The organism is Cytobacillus depressus, assembly GCF_008923245.1.
GTDB classification, from domain to species: domain Bacteria; phylum Bacillota; class Bacilli; order Bacillales; family Cytobacillaceae; genus Cytobacillus; species Cytobacillus depressus.
Genome location: NZ_WBOS01000017.1, coordinates 71,476 through 85,189, shown reverse-complemented (window position 1 = coordinate 85,189; position 13,714 = coordinate 71,476). Strand labels below are relative to the sequence as shown.

The 13,714-nt window shown below is 36.1% G+C and carries 14 protein-coding genes and 2 riboswitches; of the genes, 12 read left to right on the top strand and 2 right to left on the bottom strand.

Annotation, left to right across the window (positions count from 1 at the left end; all coding sequences use genetic code 11):
- Positions 1 to 28: 28 nt before the first annotated feature.
- On the top strand, positions 29 to 1,351 hold the full coding sequence (locus F7731_RS21770; protein WP_151536900.1) for an MFS transporter: 1,323 nt from the start codon (positions 29 to 31) through the stop codon (positions 1,349 to 1,351).
- A 104-nt stretch (positions 1,352 to 1,455) separates the two neighbouring features.
- Here F7731_RS21770 and F7731_RS27375 read toward each other — a convergent pair whose 3' ends face one another.
- A complete protein-coding gene (locus F7731_RS27375; protein WP_425482037.1) occupies positions 1,456 to 1,518 on the bottom strand; it encodes an FbpB family small basic protein in 63 nt (20 codons plus the stop codon).
- 179 nt (positions 1,519 to 1,697) lie between these two features.
- Here F7731_RS27375 and pxpB point away from each other — a divergent pair, with 179 nt between their 5' ends.
- From pxpB to F7731_RS21725, 8 genes are all read left to right on the top strand, one after another.
- A complete protein-coding gene (gene pxpB, locus F7731_RS21760; RefSeq protein WP_246197382.1) occupies positions 1,698 to 2,468 on the top strand; it encodes a 5-oxoprolinase subunit PxpB in 771 nt (256 codons plus the stop codon).
- A 37-nt stretch (positions 2,469 to 2,505) separates the two neighbouring features.
- Positions 2,506 to 3,408: a 5-oxoprolinase subunit C family protein gene (locus tag F7731_RS21755; RefSeq protein WP_246197381.1), complete on the top strand. Its 903-nt coding sequence runs from the start codon at positions 2,506 to 2,508 to the stop codon at positions 3,406 to 3,408.
- Positions 3,409 to 3,427: 19 nt separating this feature from the next.
- Entirely contained in the window at positions 3,428 to 4,192 is a 765-nt protein-coding gene (locus F7731_RS21750) for a LamB/YcsF family protein (protein ID WP_151536897.1), read from the top strand.
- A gap of 541 nt (positions 4,193 to 4,733) precedes the next feature.
- Positions 4,734 to 5,213 (top strand): DUF2975 domain-containing protein, encoded by a 480-nt coding sequence (locus F7731_RS21745; RefSeq protein WP_151536896.1) that lies wholly within the window; start codon positions 4,734 to 4,736, stop codon positions 5,211 to 5,213.
- A gap of 10 nt (positions 5,214 to 5,223) precedes the next feature.
- On the top strand, positions 5,224 to 5,445 hold the full coding sequence (locus F7731_RS21740; protein WP_151536895.1) for a helix-turn-helix domain-containing protein: 222 nt from the start codon (positions 5,224 to 5,226) through the stop codon (positions 5,443 to 5,445).
- Positions 5,446 to 5,582: 137 nt separating this feature from the next.
- Complete coding sequence (locus F7731_RS21735) at positions 5,583 to 6,344, top strand: DUF817 domain-containing protein (protein ID WP_151536926.1); 762 nt, start codon at positions 5,583 to 5,585, stop codon at positions 6,342 to 6,344.
- A 157-nt stretch (positions 6,345 to 6,501) separates the two neighbouring features.
- Positions 6,502 to 6,702, top strand: coding sequence for a cold-shock protein (locus F7731_RS21730; protein WP_026574136.1), 201 nt, complete (start codon positions 6,502 to 6,504; stop codon positions 6,700 to 6,702).
- Between the two features lie 290 nt (positions 6,703 to 6,992).
- Positions 6,993 to 7,202, top strand: coding sequence for a hypothetical protein (locus F7731_RS21725; RefSeq protein ID WP_120032050.1), 210 nt, complete (start codon positions 6,993 to 6,995; stop codon positions 7,200 to 7,202).
- Positions 7,203 to 7,374: 172 nt separating this feature from the next.
- Here F7731_RS21725 and F7731_RS21720 read toward each other — a convergent pair whose 3' ends face one another.
- Positions 7,375 to 8,925 (bottom strand): ABC-F family ATP-binding cassette domain-containing protein, encoded by a 1,551-nt coding sequence (locus F7731_RS21720; protein WP_151536894.1) that lies wholly within the window; start codon positions 8,923 to 8,925, stop codon positions 7,375 to 7,377.
- A gap of 963 nt (positions 8,926 to 9,888) precedes the next feature.
- Here F7731_RS21720 and F7731_RS21715 point away from each other — a divergent pair.
- The 3 genes from F7731_RS21715 to F7731_RS21705 all read left to right on the top strand — a co-directional run bounded on the left by F7731_RS21715 (position 9,889) and on the right by F7731_RS21705 (position 13,665).
- Positions 9,889 to 11,262 carry an amino acid permease gene (locus tag F7731_RS21715; RefSeq protein ID WP_151536893.1) on the top strand — a complete coding sequence of 458 codons (1,374 nt, stop codon included), beginning with the start codon at positions 9,889 to 9,891 and terminating at the stop codon, positions 11,260 to 11,262.
- A 33-nt stretch (positions 11,263 to 11,295) separates the two neighbouring features.
- Positions 11,296 to 11,397: riboswitch (glycine riboswitch) on the top strand.
- Positions 11,398 to 11,488, top strand: a riboswitch (glycine riboswitch).
- Between the two features lie 490 nt (positions 11,489 to 11,978).
- Positions 11,979 to 12,662: a response regulator transcription factor gene (locus tag F7731_RS21710; RefSeq protein ID WP_151536892.1), complete on the top strand. Its 684-nt coding sequence runs from the start codon at positions 11,979 to 11,981 to the stop codon at positions 12,660 to 12,662.
- Position 12,663: 1 nt separating this feature from the next.
- Positions 12,664 to 13,665, top strand: coding sequence for a sensor histidine kinase (locus F7731_RS21705; protein ID WP_151536891.1), 1,002 nt, complete (start codon positions 12,664 to 12,666; stop codon positions 13,663 to 13,665).
- Positions 13,666 to 13,714: the final 49 nt, after the last annotated feature.

The following is a 13,714-nucleotide window of genomic DNA, read 5'->3' as shown; positions in this document are numbered from 1 at the left end:
TAATGACAATTTGATAGGGGGAATGTTAATGAATAAAATTGCGGAAGAAAGGGTTCATATTACTGCAAATGATACAGCTCATATTGATCGTAGTAAGCAACAAAAAATTGCAGGAATTTCAAGTGTATTAGGATCAACTATAGAATGGTATGATTTCTTCCTATACGGAACAATGGCTGCTATTATATTTCCACAGTTATTTTTTCCGCAACACGACCCATATGTTGCAACTTTGTTAACTTTTACAACTTATGCTGTTGGTTATGTCGCAAGACCAATAGGGGGAATTTTATTTGGACATTTAGGGGATAAAATTGGTAGAAAAATTTCTTTAGTAGCAACCTTAATTTTAATGGGAGCTGTAACTGTTCTTATAGGTTTATTACCTGGATATGAACAAATAGGATTTTACGCCCCTATTTTAGTTACAGTACTTAGATTTTTACAAGGAATTGCTATTGGAGGGGAATGGCCAGGGTCAGTCCTTATTTCGATGGAGTGGGGAACTAATAAAAATAGAGGTTTTATGGCCGCTTTGCCTCAAATTGGAGTCCCTCTTGGATTAATCCTAGGAACAGCTATAACATCTCTTTTTATTAATATTTCTGGCGATAGTTTCCAAACGTGGGGTTGGAGAGTACCGTTTATTTTTAGCATAATTTTAGTGGTTATTGGATTAGTCATTAGATTCAATTTATTAGAAACTCCTTCATTCCAAAAAGCCCTTAATGAAAAAGAATTACCAAAACTACCCTTTGTTTCTGTATTTAAACATTATCGTAAGCAAGTAATATCCGGAGTATTTTCAAATGTTAGTAGCGATATTGCTTTTGGAGTGTTTGCCTTTTATACTACGACATACGGAATAACATTTTTAGGGCTAGATAAATCAATATTCGTTAACGCAACACTTATAGGTGCAGTAGTAGCAATGTTTACAATCTTTACATCTGGATATTTAAGCGATAAAATAAGTCCTAAAAAAATCCTTGGATTTGGTAATATATTACTTATCTTGTGGGCTTTGCCGTATTTCTATTTACTAAATACTAAAAGTACAGGATTAATTTTCATAGCAGTTATTATAGCATTTTTCATTCATTCCATAATGTGGGCACCTCTGGCTCCGGTTATTGCCTCTAGTTTTCCTGCACATCTTAGATTTAGTGGATCAGCTATAACCTTTATGTTTAGAGGTTTGATTGGAGGAGGACTTGCTCCATTAATTTCTACTTTTCTACTTAAAAAGTTTGATAGTGGCTACGCTATTAGTGGGTATATTATCTTAGCAGCATTAGTAGCATTATTTGCACTGAGGTATGTAGATATTAAATATCAAAAAGAAGATTAATTATTTCTTTAAAAATCAATGACTTAATACAATGGGACATAACTAATTGTTTACAATCAGTTACGTCCCATTGCTTTTTGACTATTGGCGCTTTTCTATTTTTACTATTGTTTGTTATTAAGTAATTCTTTTTTATTCTCTATTACTAGTTCGGAAAAATCAGTAATGTTAAAAGATTCTGTTAAATCAATTGATTTTTCTCGATTTACTTATTATGATTACTTTATACTTAATTAAAAAGTAATTAGCATATTATTGTATGAAATATAAGGTATTAATGAATGATGTGTTAACTTTATAAAGGATATATTTATAAAAGTATTTTCCTCTTAAAGGAATGATTAAATTGGAATTTAGATTTAGTGCTGCTGGAGATTCGTCAATCTTGATGGAACTCGATGTTGGTATCGATGAAGTAACTAATAAACGAATTATTAATTTATCAAATCTTATTGCAAACGAGGCCGAAGAAGGTTTTGGTGAAGTAATTATTGGATATCGGTCTTTACTCGTTCAATACAATCCTTTACGTTTGTCTTATCGACAAGCTATCGAGAAGCTTAAACGTTTGGAAATCACTAAGGACAATAGCTGTTATGAGAAAAGAAGACATATTGAGATTCCTGTTCTTTATGGTGGAGAACAAGGACCTGATCTGGAAAGTGTAGCTATCCATAACAACCTTTCACCAAAAGAAGTTATTTCTATCCATAGTGGAGCCTGTTATCTAGTATATTTTTTAGGCTTTACTCCTGGTTATCCTTTTATGGGGGGAATGTCAAAAAGAATAGCTACTCCTCGATTAGAAAGTCCTCGTATCTCGATTCCTCCAGGAAGTGTAGGCATTGCAAATAATCAAACTGGTATTTATCCTGTTGAAAGTCCGGGTGGATGGAGATTAATAGGCCAAACTCCCATACGTTTGTATGATTCGCAGGCAAACCAGCCATTTTTACTCCATGCAGGGAATAATGTTACTTTTAAGGAAATACAGATCGATGAATTTAAAGAAATAAAAAAACAAGTCGAATACGGAGATTATATTCCTATGATTAAGGTTGAAAACAACAATAGTATAGGTACTAGTTCTAAGAGAGGAGGAATTAATAATTTTTGAAGTAATTAACCCAGGAGTATTTACAACAGTTCAAGATTTGGGGAGGGTCGGATACCAAAAATATGGACTAGCAGTATCTGGATCGGCTGATCATTATTCTCATAGGATGGCGAATATTTTAGTGGGAAACCCTGAGTCTTCAGCAGTGTTAGAGGTAACCCTTATGGGTTTAAAGATGAAAACTCTAAAGCAGACTGTTATAGCGGTGACGGGAGGAGACCTTACTTTTACAGTTAACGGAGTTCCTGGCCCAATGTGGAGTTCTGTGAAGGTAAATGAAGGGGATGTTATTCATTTTGCTGGATGCAGGTCTGGTTGTAGAGCATATATAGGCGTAATTGGAGGGATTTCGGTCCCTAAGATATTAGGAAGCAGGTCCACAGATACAGTTGGAAAGATTGGGGGAATAAAAGGAAGAGCTCTTAAAAAAGGAGATGTTATTCCTTTTAAGGAGCAATCACTTCTCCGTTTTCAAGGGGTAAGGCGTCGTTTACCGGAGAATTTAATACCTACTTACACTAATACATTCCACTTACGAGTAATACTTGGCCCACAAGAGGAAGCCTTTAAGGAAAAAGCGATACATACTTTCTTTTCCTCTACATATAAGGCCACTAAAGATGTTAATCGAATGGGGTGCCGGTTGGAAGGTCCTATAATTGAACATACAGCAGGTGCAGATATCACATCTGAAGGGATCTTTTTCGGGGCAATTCAAGTCCCTAAAAATGGACAGCCTATTGTTTTTTTAGTCGGAAGGCAAAGTATAGGAGGGTACACGAAAATAGGGGGAGTAATTACTGTAGATCTGCCGAAATTAGCCCAAGTAAAACCAGGAGACAGTATAACATTCGAGAGAATTACAGTAGAAGAGGCTCATGCTTTATTAAAAGAAAAAGAACATGATTTTTCTATTTTGAAGAGTTATTCTTATAGTTGATTCTTAAGGAGAGTGTAAAATGAGGACAACAATTGATTTGAATTGTGATATGGGTGAGAGTTTTGGAATTTACAAACTTGGTTTCGACGATGAAGTGATTAAGTTAATATCATCTGTAAATGTTGCCTGCGGTTTTCATGGTGGCGATCCTAACATTATGGATTATACTGTGGCCATGGCAAAAAAATACGGAGTTGGGGTTGGGGCTCACCCAGGATTTCAAGATTTAGCCGGTTTTGGGCGTCGTAATATTGACGTAGCAAGAAAAGACCTAATGAATTCTATTATTTATCAAATTGGTGCACTTGATATATTTTGTCAGAAACATGATACGCCGCTCCGTCATGTGAAGCCCCATGGTAATATGAATAATATGGCAGATTCAGATGAAGAAATGGCCACAAACATAGTGGATGCTGTACTTACAGTTAGACCAGATTTACCCATTATGGTTAAGCCTAACTCTCAATTACATTTGGTAGCAAAAGCAAAAGGATTACCTTTTATTTTAGAATTATTTGCCGACCGAGCTTACAATAACGACTTTTCTCTAGTATCTAGAAAATACGAAGGAGCTGTAATTACTGATCCTGAAAAAGTAGCGGAAAGAGTAATCAAAATGGTGATAGAAGGTAAAGTTACTACCTTTAATGGTGAGGAAGTAGAAGTGCAAGGAGATACTATATGCGTACATGGAGACACTCCTACAGCTCTAGACATGATTAGAATTATCAAACAAAGGCTTGAAAGCATAGATATCAAGATTGCCCCATTTTCGGTTTGACTTCTAATTTAAGAATTTAGTTGAAGTGGCAAAGGTTGGATTTATTCCTATTAAAATAAGAATAAAATTTTTATCTCATAACAAGCTACCTAAAGTTAGATTGACATACGAAAAAAATCAACACAAAAATATTTATTAGCCGTTCTTATACAGGACGGCTTTTCATTTTGCAAACTTATTTTTTAGTGATTGCTTTTTTATAGACTAGTAGCCTTTATGCTATGTACTTAACCTTCAGGAGCTTCTGATTGTTTAAACATCAAAGATTAGAACATCCTATGGCATCTCGCTTCGGTCAAAAATAGGCGATAATTTTGAAGAATGGATCTTCATCCGTATAAGGAGACCTTGGTAAACAATTTATAAATTGAATAGTAAATGTTATCGGCATTTCCTTGTAATGAGGAATGTTTTTTTTGTCTAAAATTAAAAGGGGATTTATAAAACAATAAAAATGTAGTTAAAATCAATAATAATTTATTGTAAAACGATAAAAATTGTACTAAAATCAAATTACCAATAAAAAGGTGAGGTGCTTTTTATGAAACGAGAAACACTCTTTTTAAAGATAGCTGTTTTTCTGATTGGTACTCCAATCCTTGCTTTGTGCATATTCTTAGTTCCTAATATCGCGAAATATTCAGCAGAATTGTATCCAGATATTGCTTATATGAAATATCTCATATTAATCGTCTTATATTCGGCGGCGATACCTTTTTACTTTGCTCTGTATCAGGCTTTAAGACTTTTAAACTATATTGACAAGAACATTGCTTTCTCAGAATTATCTGTATGGTCTCTAAGGAAAATTAAATATTGTGCAATCACTATCAGTATCTTGTATGCGGCAGGAATGCCACTCTTTTATCTCGTTGCGGAGATTGACGACGCCCCAGGTATCATATTAATTGGATTGGCCGTTATATTTGCTTCCATGGTGATTGCCGTCTTCGCTGCAGTTCTCCAAAGACTTTTACAAGAGGCTATTAATATAAAATCAGAAAATGATTTAACGGTCTGAGGTGAAAACAATGGCAATTATAATCAATATTGATGTGATGCTGGCTAAAAGGAAAATGAGCGTTACAGAACTTTCAGAGAGGGTAGGAATCACGATGGCTAATCTTTCAATCTTAAAAAATGGAAAAGCAAAAGCAATTCGATTTTCAACTTTAGAGGCGATTTGTAAGGCTTTAGAATGTCAACCAGGAGATATTTTAGAATATCAAATTGATGATGACAACCAAGATTAATAAAGATGGCCTGATTAACATTGAAAAGGAAGATTTCTATTCCACTTTTTCAATGAATAAAAATCATAAAAGAGGGGTTAATCATGAATTTAACCATTCAAAATGATTCTCAGAAAAAGACTTTGAAGGCACAACTTATGAGAGCAATGAAACAACTTGTTCGTTTTGGTTGGGAGCAGGCGCTATCATGTTTGTTTCCTGTCGTTATTTTTGCCTCTTTGGCGTTGACAAAAATCATGCCACTTCCTTTCCTGCCACGGTATGACTGGCTGCTGATCATCTGCCTTGTAATGCAATGGTGGATGGTGCGTTCGGGACTTGAAACAAGGGATGAACTAAAGGTAATCACTATGTTTCACATCATTGGCTTAGGACTTGAAATTTTTAAGGTACATATGGGCTCCTGGGCTTATCCAGAGGAAGGATATATCAAAATTTTTGGAGTGCCTTTGTATAGCGGGTTCATGTACGCAAGCGTAGCGAGTTACCTTTGCCAGGCGTGGAGAAGGTTGAAAGTTGAACTGGTTAAGTGGCCACCGTTTTTGGTCGTTGTCCCTCTTGCTGCTGCGATTTATTTGAATTTTTTCACCCACCATTATTGGATAGATGTTCGTTGGTGGTTATCTGGACTTGTTATGATTGTCTTTTGGCAATCATGGGTCACATATGAGGTTAGTGGAACTCGTTACCGTATGCCACTTGCTCTTTCATTTGTGCTTATCGGATTTTTTATATGGGTAGCCGAAAATATCGCAACATTCTTTGGAGCTTGGAAATATCCAAACCAAACCTATGCCTGGAGTCTCGTTCATTTAGGAAAGTTAAGTTCATGGCTCTTATTAGTAATTGTTAGCTTCCTTATAGTAGCAACGTTAAAGCAGGTTAAGGGGAAATTCTAGTTCTATTTGCAATCTCTTTAGAAAAATGGTATTCTATATAAGAATTATTTTTGTTCGGTGTAAAGGATAGTATAAGTTGAACTTTTCGTCTTGATGATCACTGAGAGCAAGGATAGTATAACAAATGTGTGTGTTAACACACTAGGAGGCAACAAAAATGGAAAATGGTAAAGTAAAATGGTTTAACAGCGAAAAAGGTTTCGGATTCATCGAGCGTGAAGGTGGAGAAGACGTATTCGTTCATTTCTCAGCTATTCAAGGCGAAGGTTTTAAAACTTTAGAAGAAGGTCAAGCTGTAACTTTCGATGTTGAGCAAGGTCAACGTGGCGCTCAAGCAGCAAACGTTCGTAAAGCTTAATATTAACAAATCAAGCAGGCTCTTTATAGAGTCTGTTTTTATTTTTCTTAAAAACAAGGAAACCCCACTCATAAATGAGTAGGGCACATGTAAACAGTAAATCAAATGGTAAACAAAGTATATCATATAATCACGAATTCTGCTAATTACCATAAATAACGATTGTTTAATTGTGTGTCAGCCCATGTTATAATGGGATACTTAGGATAATTACGACTTTTACTCATAATTGAACGGATGCCTTGCCAAAAAAAGCCTCCGCTAAAGCGTAAATATGGAGGTGTAAAAGAATGAATAAACGATGGACGATCGGAAAGATTAAAGAATTTGTTGAGAACAATTCCGAAAGCAAGTTACTAACAACGGAATATCACGGTTTTTCTCAAAAGTTACTTTTTAAATGTGCATGTGGCAGCAATTTTGAAAAGACATTTACAAAATTTAAAAATAATCATCAACGTAAATGTGACGTGTGCCAACCACCAAAAGCATCACGCTAAAACGTATTGCGAATAAACGAAGTGCCGATTTTTATACTACTTTCTTTTCTAATCACGTTTCTTTTCTCCTAATGGTTAGAAAAAAAGAATCCCGACGAACTCTATGTGTAAGAGTTATCGGGATTTTTATATTTTTGAGGGAATAATAGTGTTACATAAAAAAGTGATTAGATTATAGCTTTTGAGACCATTCCTCTACATTCCAAACCTTTGTAATCCAAGCCTCGTAAAAGTCAGGTTCGTGGCAAACTAAAACAATCGTTCCTTTATAGGCTTTCAGTGCGCGTTTTAATTCTTCCTTTGCCACAACGTCAAGGTGGTTTGTCGGCTCGTCAAAGAGAATCCAGTTGCTATCATTCATCATAAGCTTACATAGGCGGACTTTAGCTTGTTCGCCACCGCTTAATTGATTTAAAGGACGAGAAATATGTTCGTTTTTCAAGCCGCATTTGGCTAAGGCCGCGCGCACTTGATGCTGATCCAACGAAGGGAAGTCATTCCAGACATCATCGATCGGTGTAATATTTCCCGCCTTTACCTCTTGTTCAAAATATGACGGATAGAGGAAATCTCCTCGTTCAACCTTTCCGCTGATTGGCTGAATTTTACCAAGCATTGTCTTGAGAAGTGTTGATTTTCCCACTCCATTACAGCCGACAATTGCGATTTTCTCGCCGCGTTCTATAGTGACAGCCATTTTAGGTAGCAATGGATGAGTATAGCCAATTTCAAAATCTGTCCCTTCGAAAACGTAGCGACTGCTGCCGCGAGACTCTTTAAATTCAAAAGTAGGCTTCATTGCAGTCTCAGGGCGCTCGATTCTTTCCATACGATCAAGCTGCTTTTGACGGCTTTTTGCCCGGCCAGTCGTTGAATAACGTGCTTTGTTTTTCGCAATAAAATCCTCTTGCTTTTTAATAAATTCCTTCTGTTTTTCATACGCATTAATATGCTGATTTTTATTGATTTCGGCTAGTTCAAGGAATTTATCATAGCTTGCTGTGTAGCGAGTAAGCTTAGAGAACTCAAGATGGAAAATCGTATTTGATACTTGGTTCATGAACTCCGTATCATGTGAGATCAGGATAAATGCATATGGATATTCTTTTAAATAATTTGATAACCAGCGAATATGCTCCACATCTAAATAGTTCGTCGGCTCGTCCAGCAGCAAAACTTGAGGCTGTTCTAATAGGAGCTTTGCGAGTAAAACTTTTGTACGCTGGCCGCCACTAAGAGCTGAAACATCTCTGTCTAGCCCAATTGCATCTAATCCAAGTCCACGAGCTGCATCTTCAATTTTGATATCAAGCGTGTAAAAACCACCAGCATCTAATCGATCTTGGATTTTACCCATTTCTTCTAATAATTCTTCTAGTTCCTCAGGTGTTGCGTCCGCCATTTTTGCAGTGACGTCATTGAGTGCTTTTTCTTGTTCGAATAGCGGCAGGAACGCATCTCTTAATACATCACGCATCGTTCTGCCCTGTGTTAAAACGGTATGCTGATCGAGATATCCGTAATGAACGCCAGGTGTCCATTCGACACGTCCTGTATCGTGAATGAGTTGCCCAGTAATAATATTCATTAAAGTGGACTTCCCAACGCCATTTGCTCCGACTAAGCCGACATGATCCTCGGCGAGAAGGCGAAAAGAAACCTCTTTAAATAATGTTCGATCTCCAAATGTATGACTTAATTTTTCTACATTTAATAAGCTCATTCAAAAACCCTACTTTATTGAAATTCTCCATTTAATCATAATACAAGATTTTTTCATATTAAACTAGCATTTTTAGCTATCGGGAAGAGGGAAAATGAATGGTAAAAAAAGAAAAAAGATGGATAGAGAATTGTAAAGAGCGATCTTTTATTAATTCCAAATTAAAAATTCGTATACAATAGACTAGTTCTCTGTTTGTATTTTTTTGCTGTTTAATGGAAGGAAGCAAGAAAGCAGAATATGATCTTGTAAAAATGACAGCAGATATGTTAGAGAAGCTTCGTAAATAGGATGAAATGCAAACCAAAAGGCAGCAAATGAAGCTGCCTTTTTCTATATGTTTGGAAAGGTTAAATTGAAAGTACAAAATCATATTATTGATTTGAATATTATTGTATATAAATAACTGAATATTTCTAATATAATAATTTTTAGTTTTGAATTGATGGCTATAGTTAAAAAATATATTGGTTTAAATGATTAATCTATTTGAACAGATCCAAAAATATAATATATTAAGAAAATTCAATTGACATTATTATTCTATACCTTTATATTTTTATTATAGAGAAATAAGGAAGTAGCTATTTTTGTTTATTTCATTGTTATGGAAATATAGCTATTTATAATAAAGGAGGGGATACAATCAGCAAAAGCTGATATCAAACTTGATTAAGTAAATAGGCGGTTGATCTCATAGGTAAAGATGTAATTTACTACTTAATTAATAGCACTACCAATCATTAAGTAATAATTTTTGTATGCGCTTTCATTTGGTGGCATACTCAGATTTCAAAACTATCTTTACAAAAGAGAGATTCTTCCTTTATTTGTATGGATACCTAGTAAACATCTGGACTTTTGAGCTTAGTCTATTATTGAAAAATGTGCGATCTTTTAGTTATTCGTTTTGTGTTTAATAAACAATTGCAAACAACCTTGAAAATAGGGAGTGTGAAATCTATGCAGGAACAACAATTAGAGAGAGGCCTAAAGAACAGGCATGTCCAACTTATCGCTATTGGCGGGGCGATCGGAACGGGATTATTCCTTGGGGCAGGGAAATCTATTCATTTAACAGGACCGTCAATTTTATTTGCTTATATGATTACAGGCATTATTTGCTTTTTAATCATGCGCGCACTTGGAGAGCTCCTCTTAAGCAATTTGAAGTATCATTCTTTTGTTGACTTTGTACAGGATTATTTAGGTAATATGGCAGCATTTATCACCGGCTGGACCTACTGGTTTTGCTGGATTTCAATCGCAATGGCTGACTTAACAGCGGTTGGTCTTTATTTTCAGTATTGGTTCCCTAATGTACCGCAGTGGATGCCGGCTTTAATTGCGCTTGTCGTGTTGCTCGTTATGAACCTTGCAACTGTAAAGCTTTTTGGCGAAATGGAATTTTGGTTCGCATTAATTAAAATCATCGCGATTCTAGCACTAATTGCTGTCGGGATTTTTATGATTATTACTGGCTTTACCTCGGGTGCAGGCACAGCTAGTCTATCGAATTTATGGAGTCACGGCGGAATGTTCCCGAATGGCATAAATGGCTTCATTCTCTCATTCCAGATGGTAGTGTTTGCGTTTGTTGGTATTGAGCTCGTGGGACTGACAGCAGGTGAAACGAAAGATCCAGAAAAAGTAATTCCAAAAGCTATAAATAGTATCCCAATTCGGATAATTATTTTCTACATTGGTTCACTTATTGTCATTATGAGTGTTTATCCGTGGAACTCGATTAACCCAATGGAAAGTCCGTTCGTTCAAGTTTTCGTAGGGCTAGGTATCGCTGCAGCCGCTGGTATCGTGAACTTTGTAGTCCTTACATCCGCAGCATCGGCAGGTAATAGCGCCGTTTTCAGTACAAGTCGGATGTTATATTCACTTGGCAAAGATAATAATGCACCTGTACCGTTTGCGAAACTTGATTCCCGTAAAATCCCTTCCAATGCATTGCTCTTTTCAACTGGCATCATTCTAATTGCAGTTGCTTTGAACTATATAATGCCAGAAGGAGTATTTACGCTAATTACAAGTGTTTCTACAGTATGCTTCATATTTATTTGGGGAATTACTGTCATCAGCCATTTGAAATACCGTAAAACAAGACCAGATCTTGCAAAAGTAAATAAATTTAAATTGCCGCTTTATCCATTTTCTAATTACTTGATTCTTGCTTTCCTAGCGTTTGTTCTTGTCGTGCTTGCGCTTGCGGATGATACTCGTGTAGCCTTGTTCGTAACTCCTGTTTGGTTTATCATGCTGGTTGCCATTTATAAGATAAAGCAATCGAAGGCAAAACAGGTAAACAAAGGAAATGCAGCTTAAAGCGTTGAATTACAAAAATTAAATATAGTACGGATGATAGTTGTAGGAGAGTGTAATCGTTATTGCCACCGAAGGAGCAAGTTCCAATAATACCCTTGGAATTAATCTCTCAGGTAGAAGAACTACAACTGGACGTTACTCTGGAGAGTGCGTGTATTAAACGCCACCAAAGGGGAAGACTCTTTTAAAGAGTTAAACTTTCAGGTAAAAGGACAGAGAAGGGGGAGAGCGCTACAATACCTTTTTCTGTCCTTTTTTGCGTTCAAAAAAATGAAAGCAAAACGTATTGTTATCCGCAGGCTGCTATATTTCAACCAGCTTACCGTTTACGGAGTTCCGGGGACAACCGGAACTTAATTAACATTCAATTGTTATCACTAGCTTTTAATGTAGTCGTTAAAGTTAAGGATTTTAAGACAATTTTGTAAGGGTATATTGTTATTCATAAGGATTCTCCTTATTGTTAGAAGTCATCAGGTAATATGTCTATCTGGTGGTGTCAGCTTCTACAAAAAGAGAATCCTTTTATTTTGTCTAAAAATCTGTTTTCTTACAAAAGAAGGTTTATGATCATATAATGTTTTTCGTTTACCAGGCTAGTGGGTTATTAGGTAGCACACCAAAAATGAGATGAATCTTCATCGCATCTTCCCCCCATTCCTTGATATGATAGTGGTAAATATGTTTCAAAAGAAGAATGTTAGGGTGGGTTACATATGAAAATTTTGCTTGTGGAAGATGATAAAACAATTGCAGCGGGTTTGGAATATTCACTCCAACAAGATCATTTTACTACCGTTCTTTGCTATGATGCTGAGTCGGCTAAGAAGGTGCTGGCCGAGGAGTTAAAGCGAATTGATTTATGCTTATTTGATTTATCATTACCAGACGGGAGCGGGTATGAATTATGCCAAATTGTTAAAGATCGAAGTGACATTCCTGTCATTTTTTTAACGGCGATTGATGATGAGGTGAATGTTGTGATGGGCCTTGATATGGGGGCTGACGATTATATTACAAAGCCTTTTCGCATTCGTGAGCTATTATCACGGATTAAAACCGTTTTACGAAGATACAAGAAGTCACATCAACCGAAAGCAATGATCGAAATAAAAAATATCCGAGTGAATACGCTTGAAGGCAAGGTGTTCAAAAATGGGGAAGAAGTAATATTGACTGCTTTAGAATATAGGCTCTTACTTATTTTTGCTAACCATATTGGGCAAGTGCTGTCACGAAGTCAGTTGTTAGAACAGATTTGGGATGTAGCGGGAGACTATGTAAATGATAATACATTGACGGTTTACATAAAAAGGCTCCGAGAGAAGTTAGAAGATCATCCGCAACAGCCAACCCTTATTAAAACAGTTCGTGGTTTAGGATATAAGGTTGGTGATTAGCATGCTGCGTAATAGAGAAATTCGTATTTTTTTATTAACAATGTGTGCAATCAGTACAGTGGCAGTCGTAATATCTGCCTTAATTTCACCAGTAGCTACGATGCTTGTATTCATCACCTCTGCGCTGCTAATTGGGTGTAGTTTGATTTTTACAAGGTGGAGATATCGTGAAATCGAAAAACTTTCGAGCTATTTGCGGCGAATTAGTGGCGGTGATTATTCTCTAGACGTACGTGATAATTATGAAGGGGAGCTTAGTATTTTAAAAAATGATATTTACAAAGTGACCATCATGCTATCTGAGCAAAGTTCCATTTTACAACAAGATAAAATCCAGCTCACTAATGCTATTTCTGATATATCTCATCAGCTAAAAACTCCGCTTACCTCCATGATGGTCATGGCAGATTTATTAAATAATTCACAATTACCTGTCGCAAAAAGAACGGAATTTACACATAATATCCGGATTCAGCTTGAGCGGATCGAGTGGTTAGTGTCTTCATTATTAAAGCTTTCAAAAATTGATGCCGGAACCGCTCAATTTAAAAAAGAGCCAATCATGTTAGAAAAACTCATACAAAAAGCACTTGAGCCTGTTCTTATTCCAATGGATATTAAAGAACAAGCTATTTCGATTACAGGTGAAGCTACAGTTTCGTTTCTTGGCGATTTGAATTGGACAAGAGAAGCCTTGCTTAACATATTTAAAAATTGTGTGGAGCACACTGGAGAAGGCGGCGTCATTACAGTGTCGTTTTCAGAAAATGCCTTGTATACGGAAATTATCATTGCTGACAATGGGAAAGGAATACGAAAGGAGGATCTGCCTTATATTTTTAAGCGTTTTTATAAAGGCAAGAATGCCAGTGAAGATAGCGTCGGGATCGGGCTCGCGATGGCCCACAGCATTATCACTAGTCAAAATGGTGTTATCGATGTAAAGAGCGGGAAAGATCAAGGAACAGAATTTCACATTAAATTTTATAAACGAGTGATTTAATTTACAGATCATCTAATTTTTGCTCAAGAGATTGCTTATAAAAGATGTA

Coding starts and splice junctions, on each gene's coding strand:
- F7731_RS21710 (WP_151536892.1), top strand. CDS start 11,979: ATGAAAATTTTGCTTGTGGAAGATGATAAAACAATTGCAGCGGGTTTG.
- F7731_RS21740 (WP_151536895.1), top strand. CDS start 5,224: ATGGCAATTATAATCAATATTGATGTGATGCTGGCTAAAAGGAAAATG.
- F7731_RS21745 (WP_151536896.1), top strand. CDS start 4,734: ATGAAACGAGAAACACTCTTTTTAAAGATAGCTGTTTTTCTGATTGGT.
- F7731_RS21715 (WP_151536893.1), top strand. CDS start 9,889: ATGCAGGAACAACAATTAGAGAGAGGCCTAAAGAACAGGCATGTCCAA.
- F7731_RS21720 (WP_151536894.1), bottom strand. CDS start 8,925: ATGAGCTTATTAAATGTAGAAAAATTAAGTCATACATTTGGAGATCGA.
- F7731_RS21735 (WP_151536926.1), top strand. CDS start 5,583: ATGAGAGCAATGAAACAACTTGTTCGTTTTGGTTGGGAGCAGGCGCTA.
- F7731_RS21770 (WP_151536900.1), top strand. CDS start 29: ATGAATAAAATTGCGGAAGAAAGGGTTCATATTACTGCAAATGATACA.
- F7731_RS21725 (WP_120032050.1), top strand. CDS start 6,993: ATGAATAAACGATGGACGATCGGAAAGATTAAAGAATTTGTTGAGAAC.
- F7731_RS21730 (WP_026574136.1), top strand. CDS start 6,502: ATGGAAAATGGTAAAGTAAAATGGTTTAACAGCGAAAAAGGTTTCGGA.
- F7731_RS21750 (WP_151536897.1), top strand. CDS start 3,428: ATGAGGACAACAATTGATTTGAATTGTGATATGGGTGAGAGTTTTGGA.
- F7731_RS21705 (WP_151536891.1), top strand. CDS start 12,664: ATGCTGCGTAATAGAGAAATTCGTATTTTTTTATTAACAATGTGTGCA.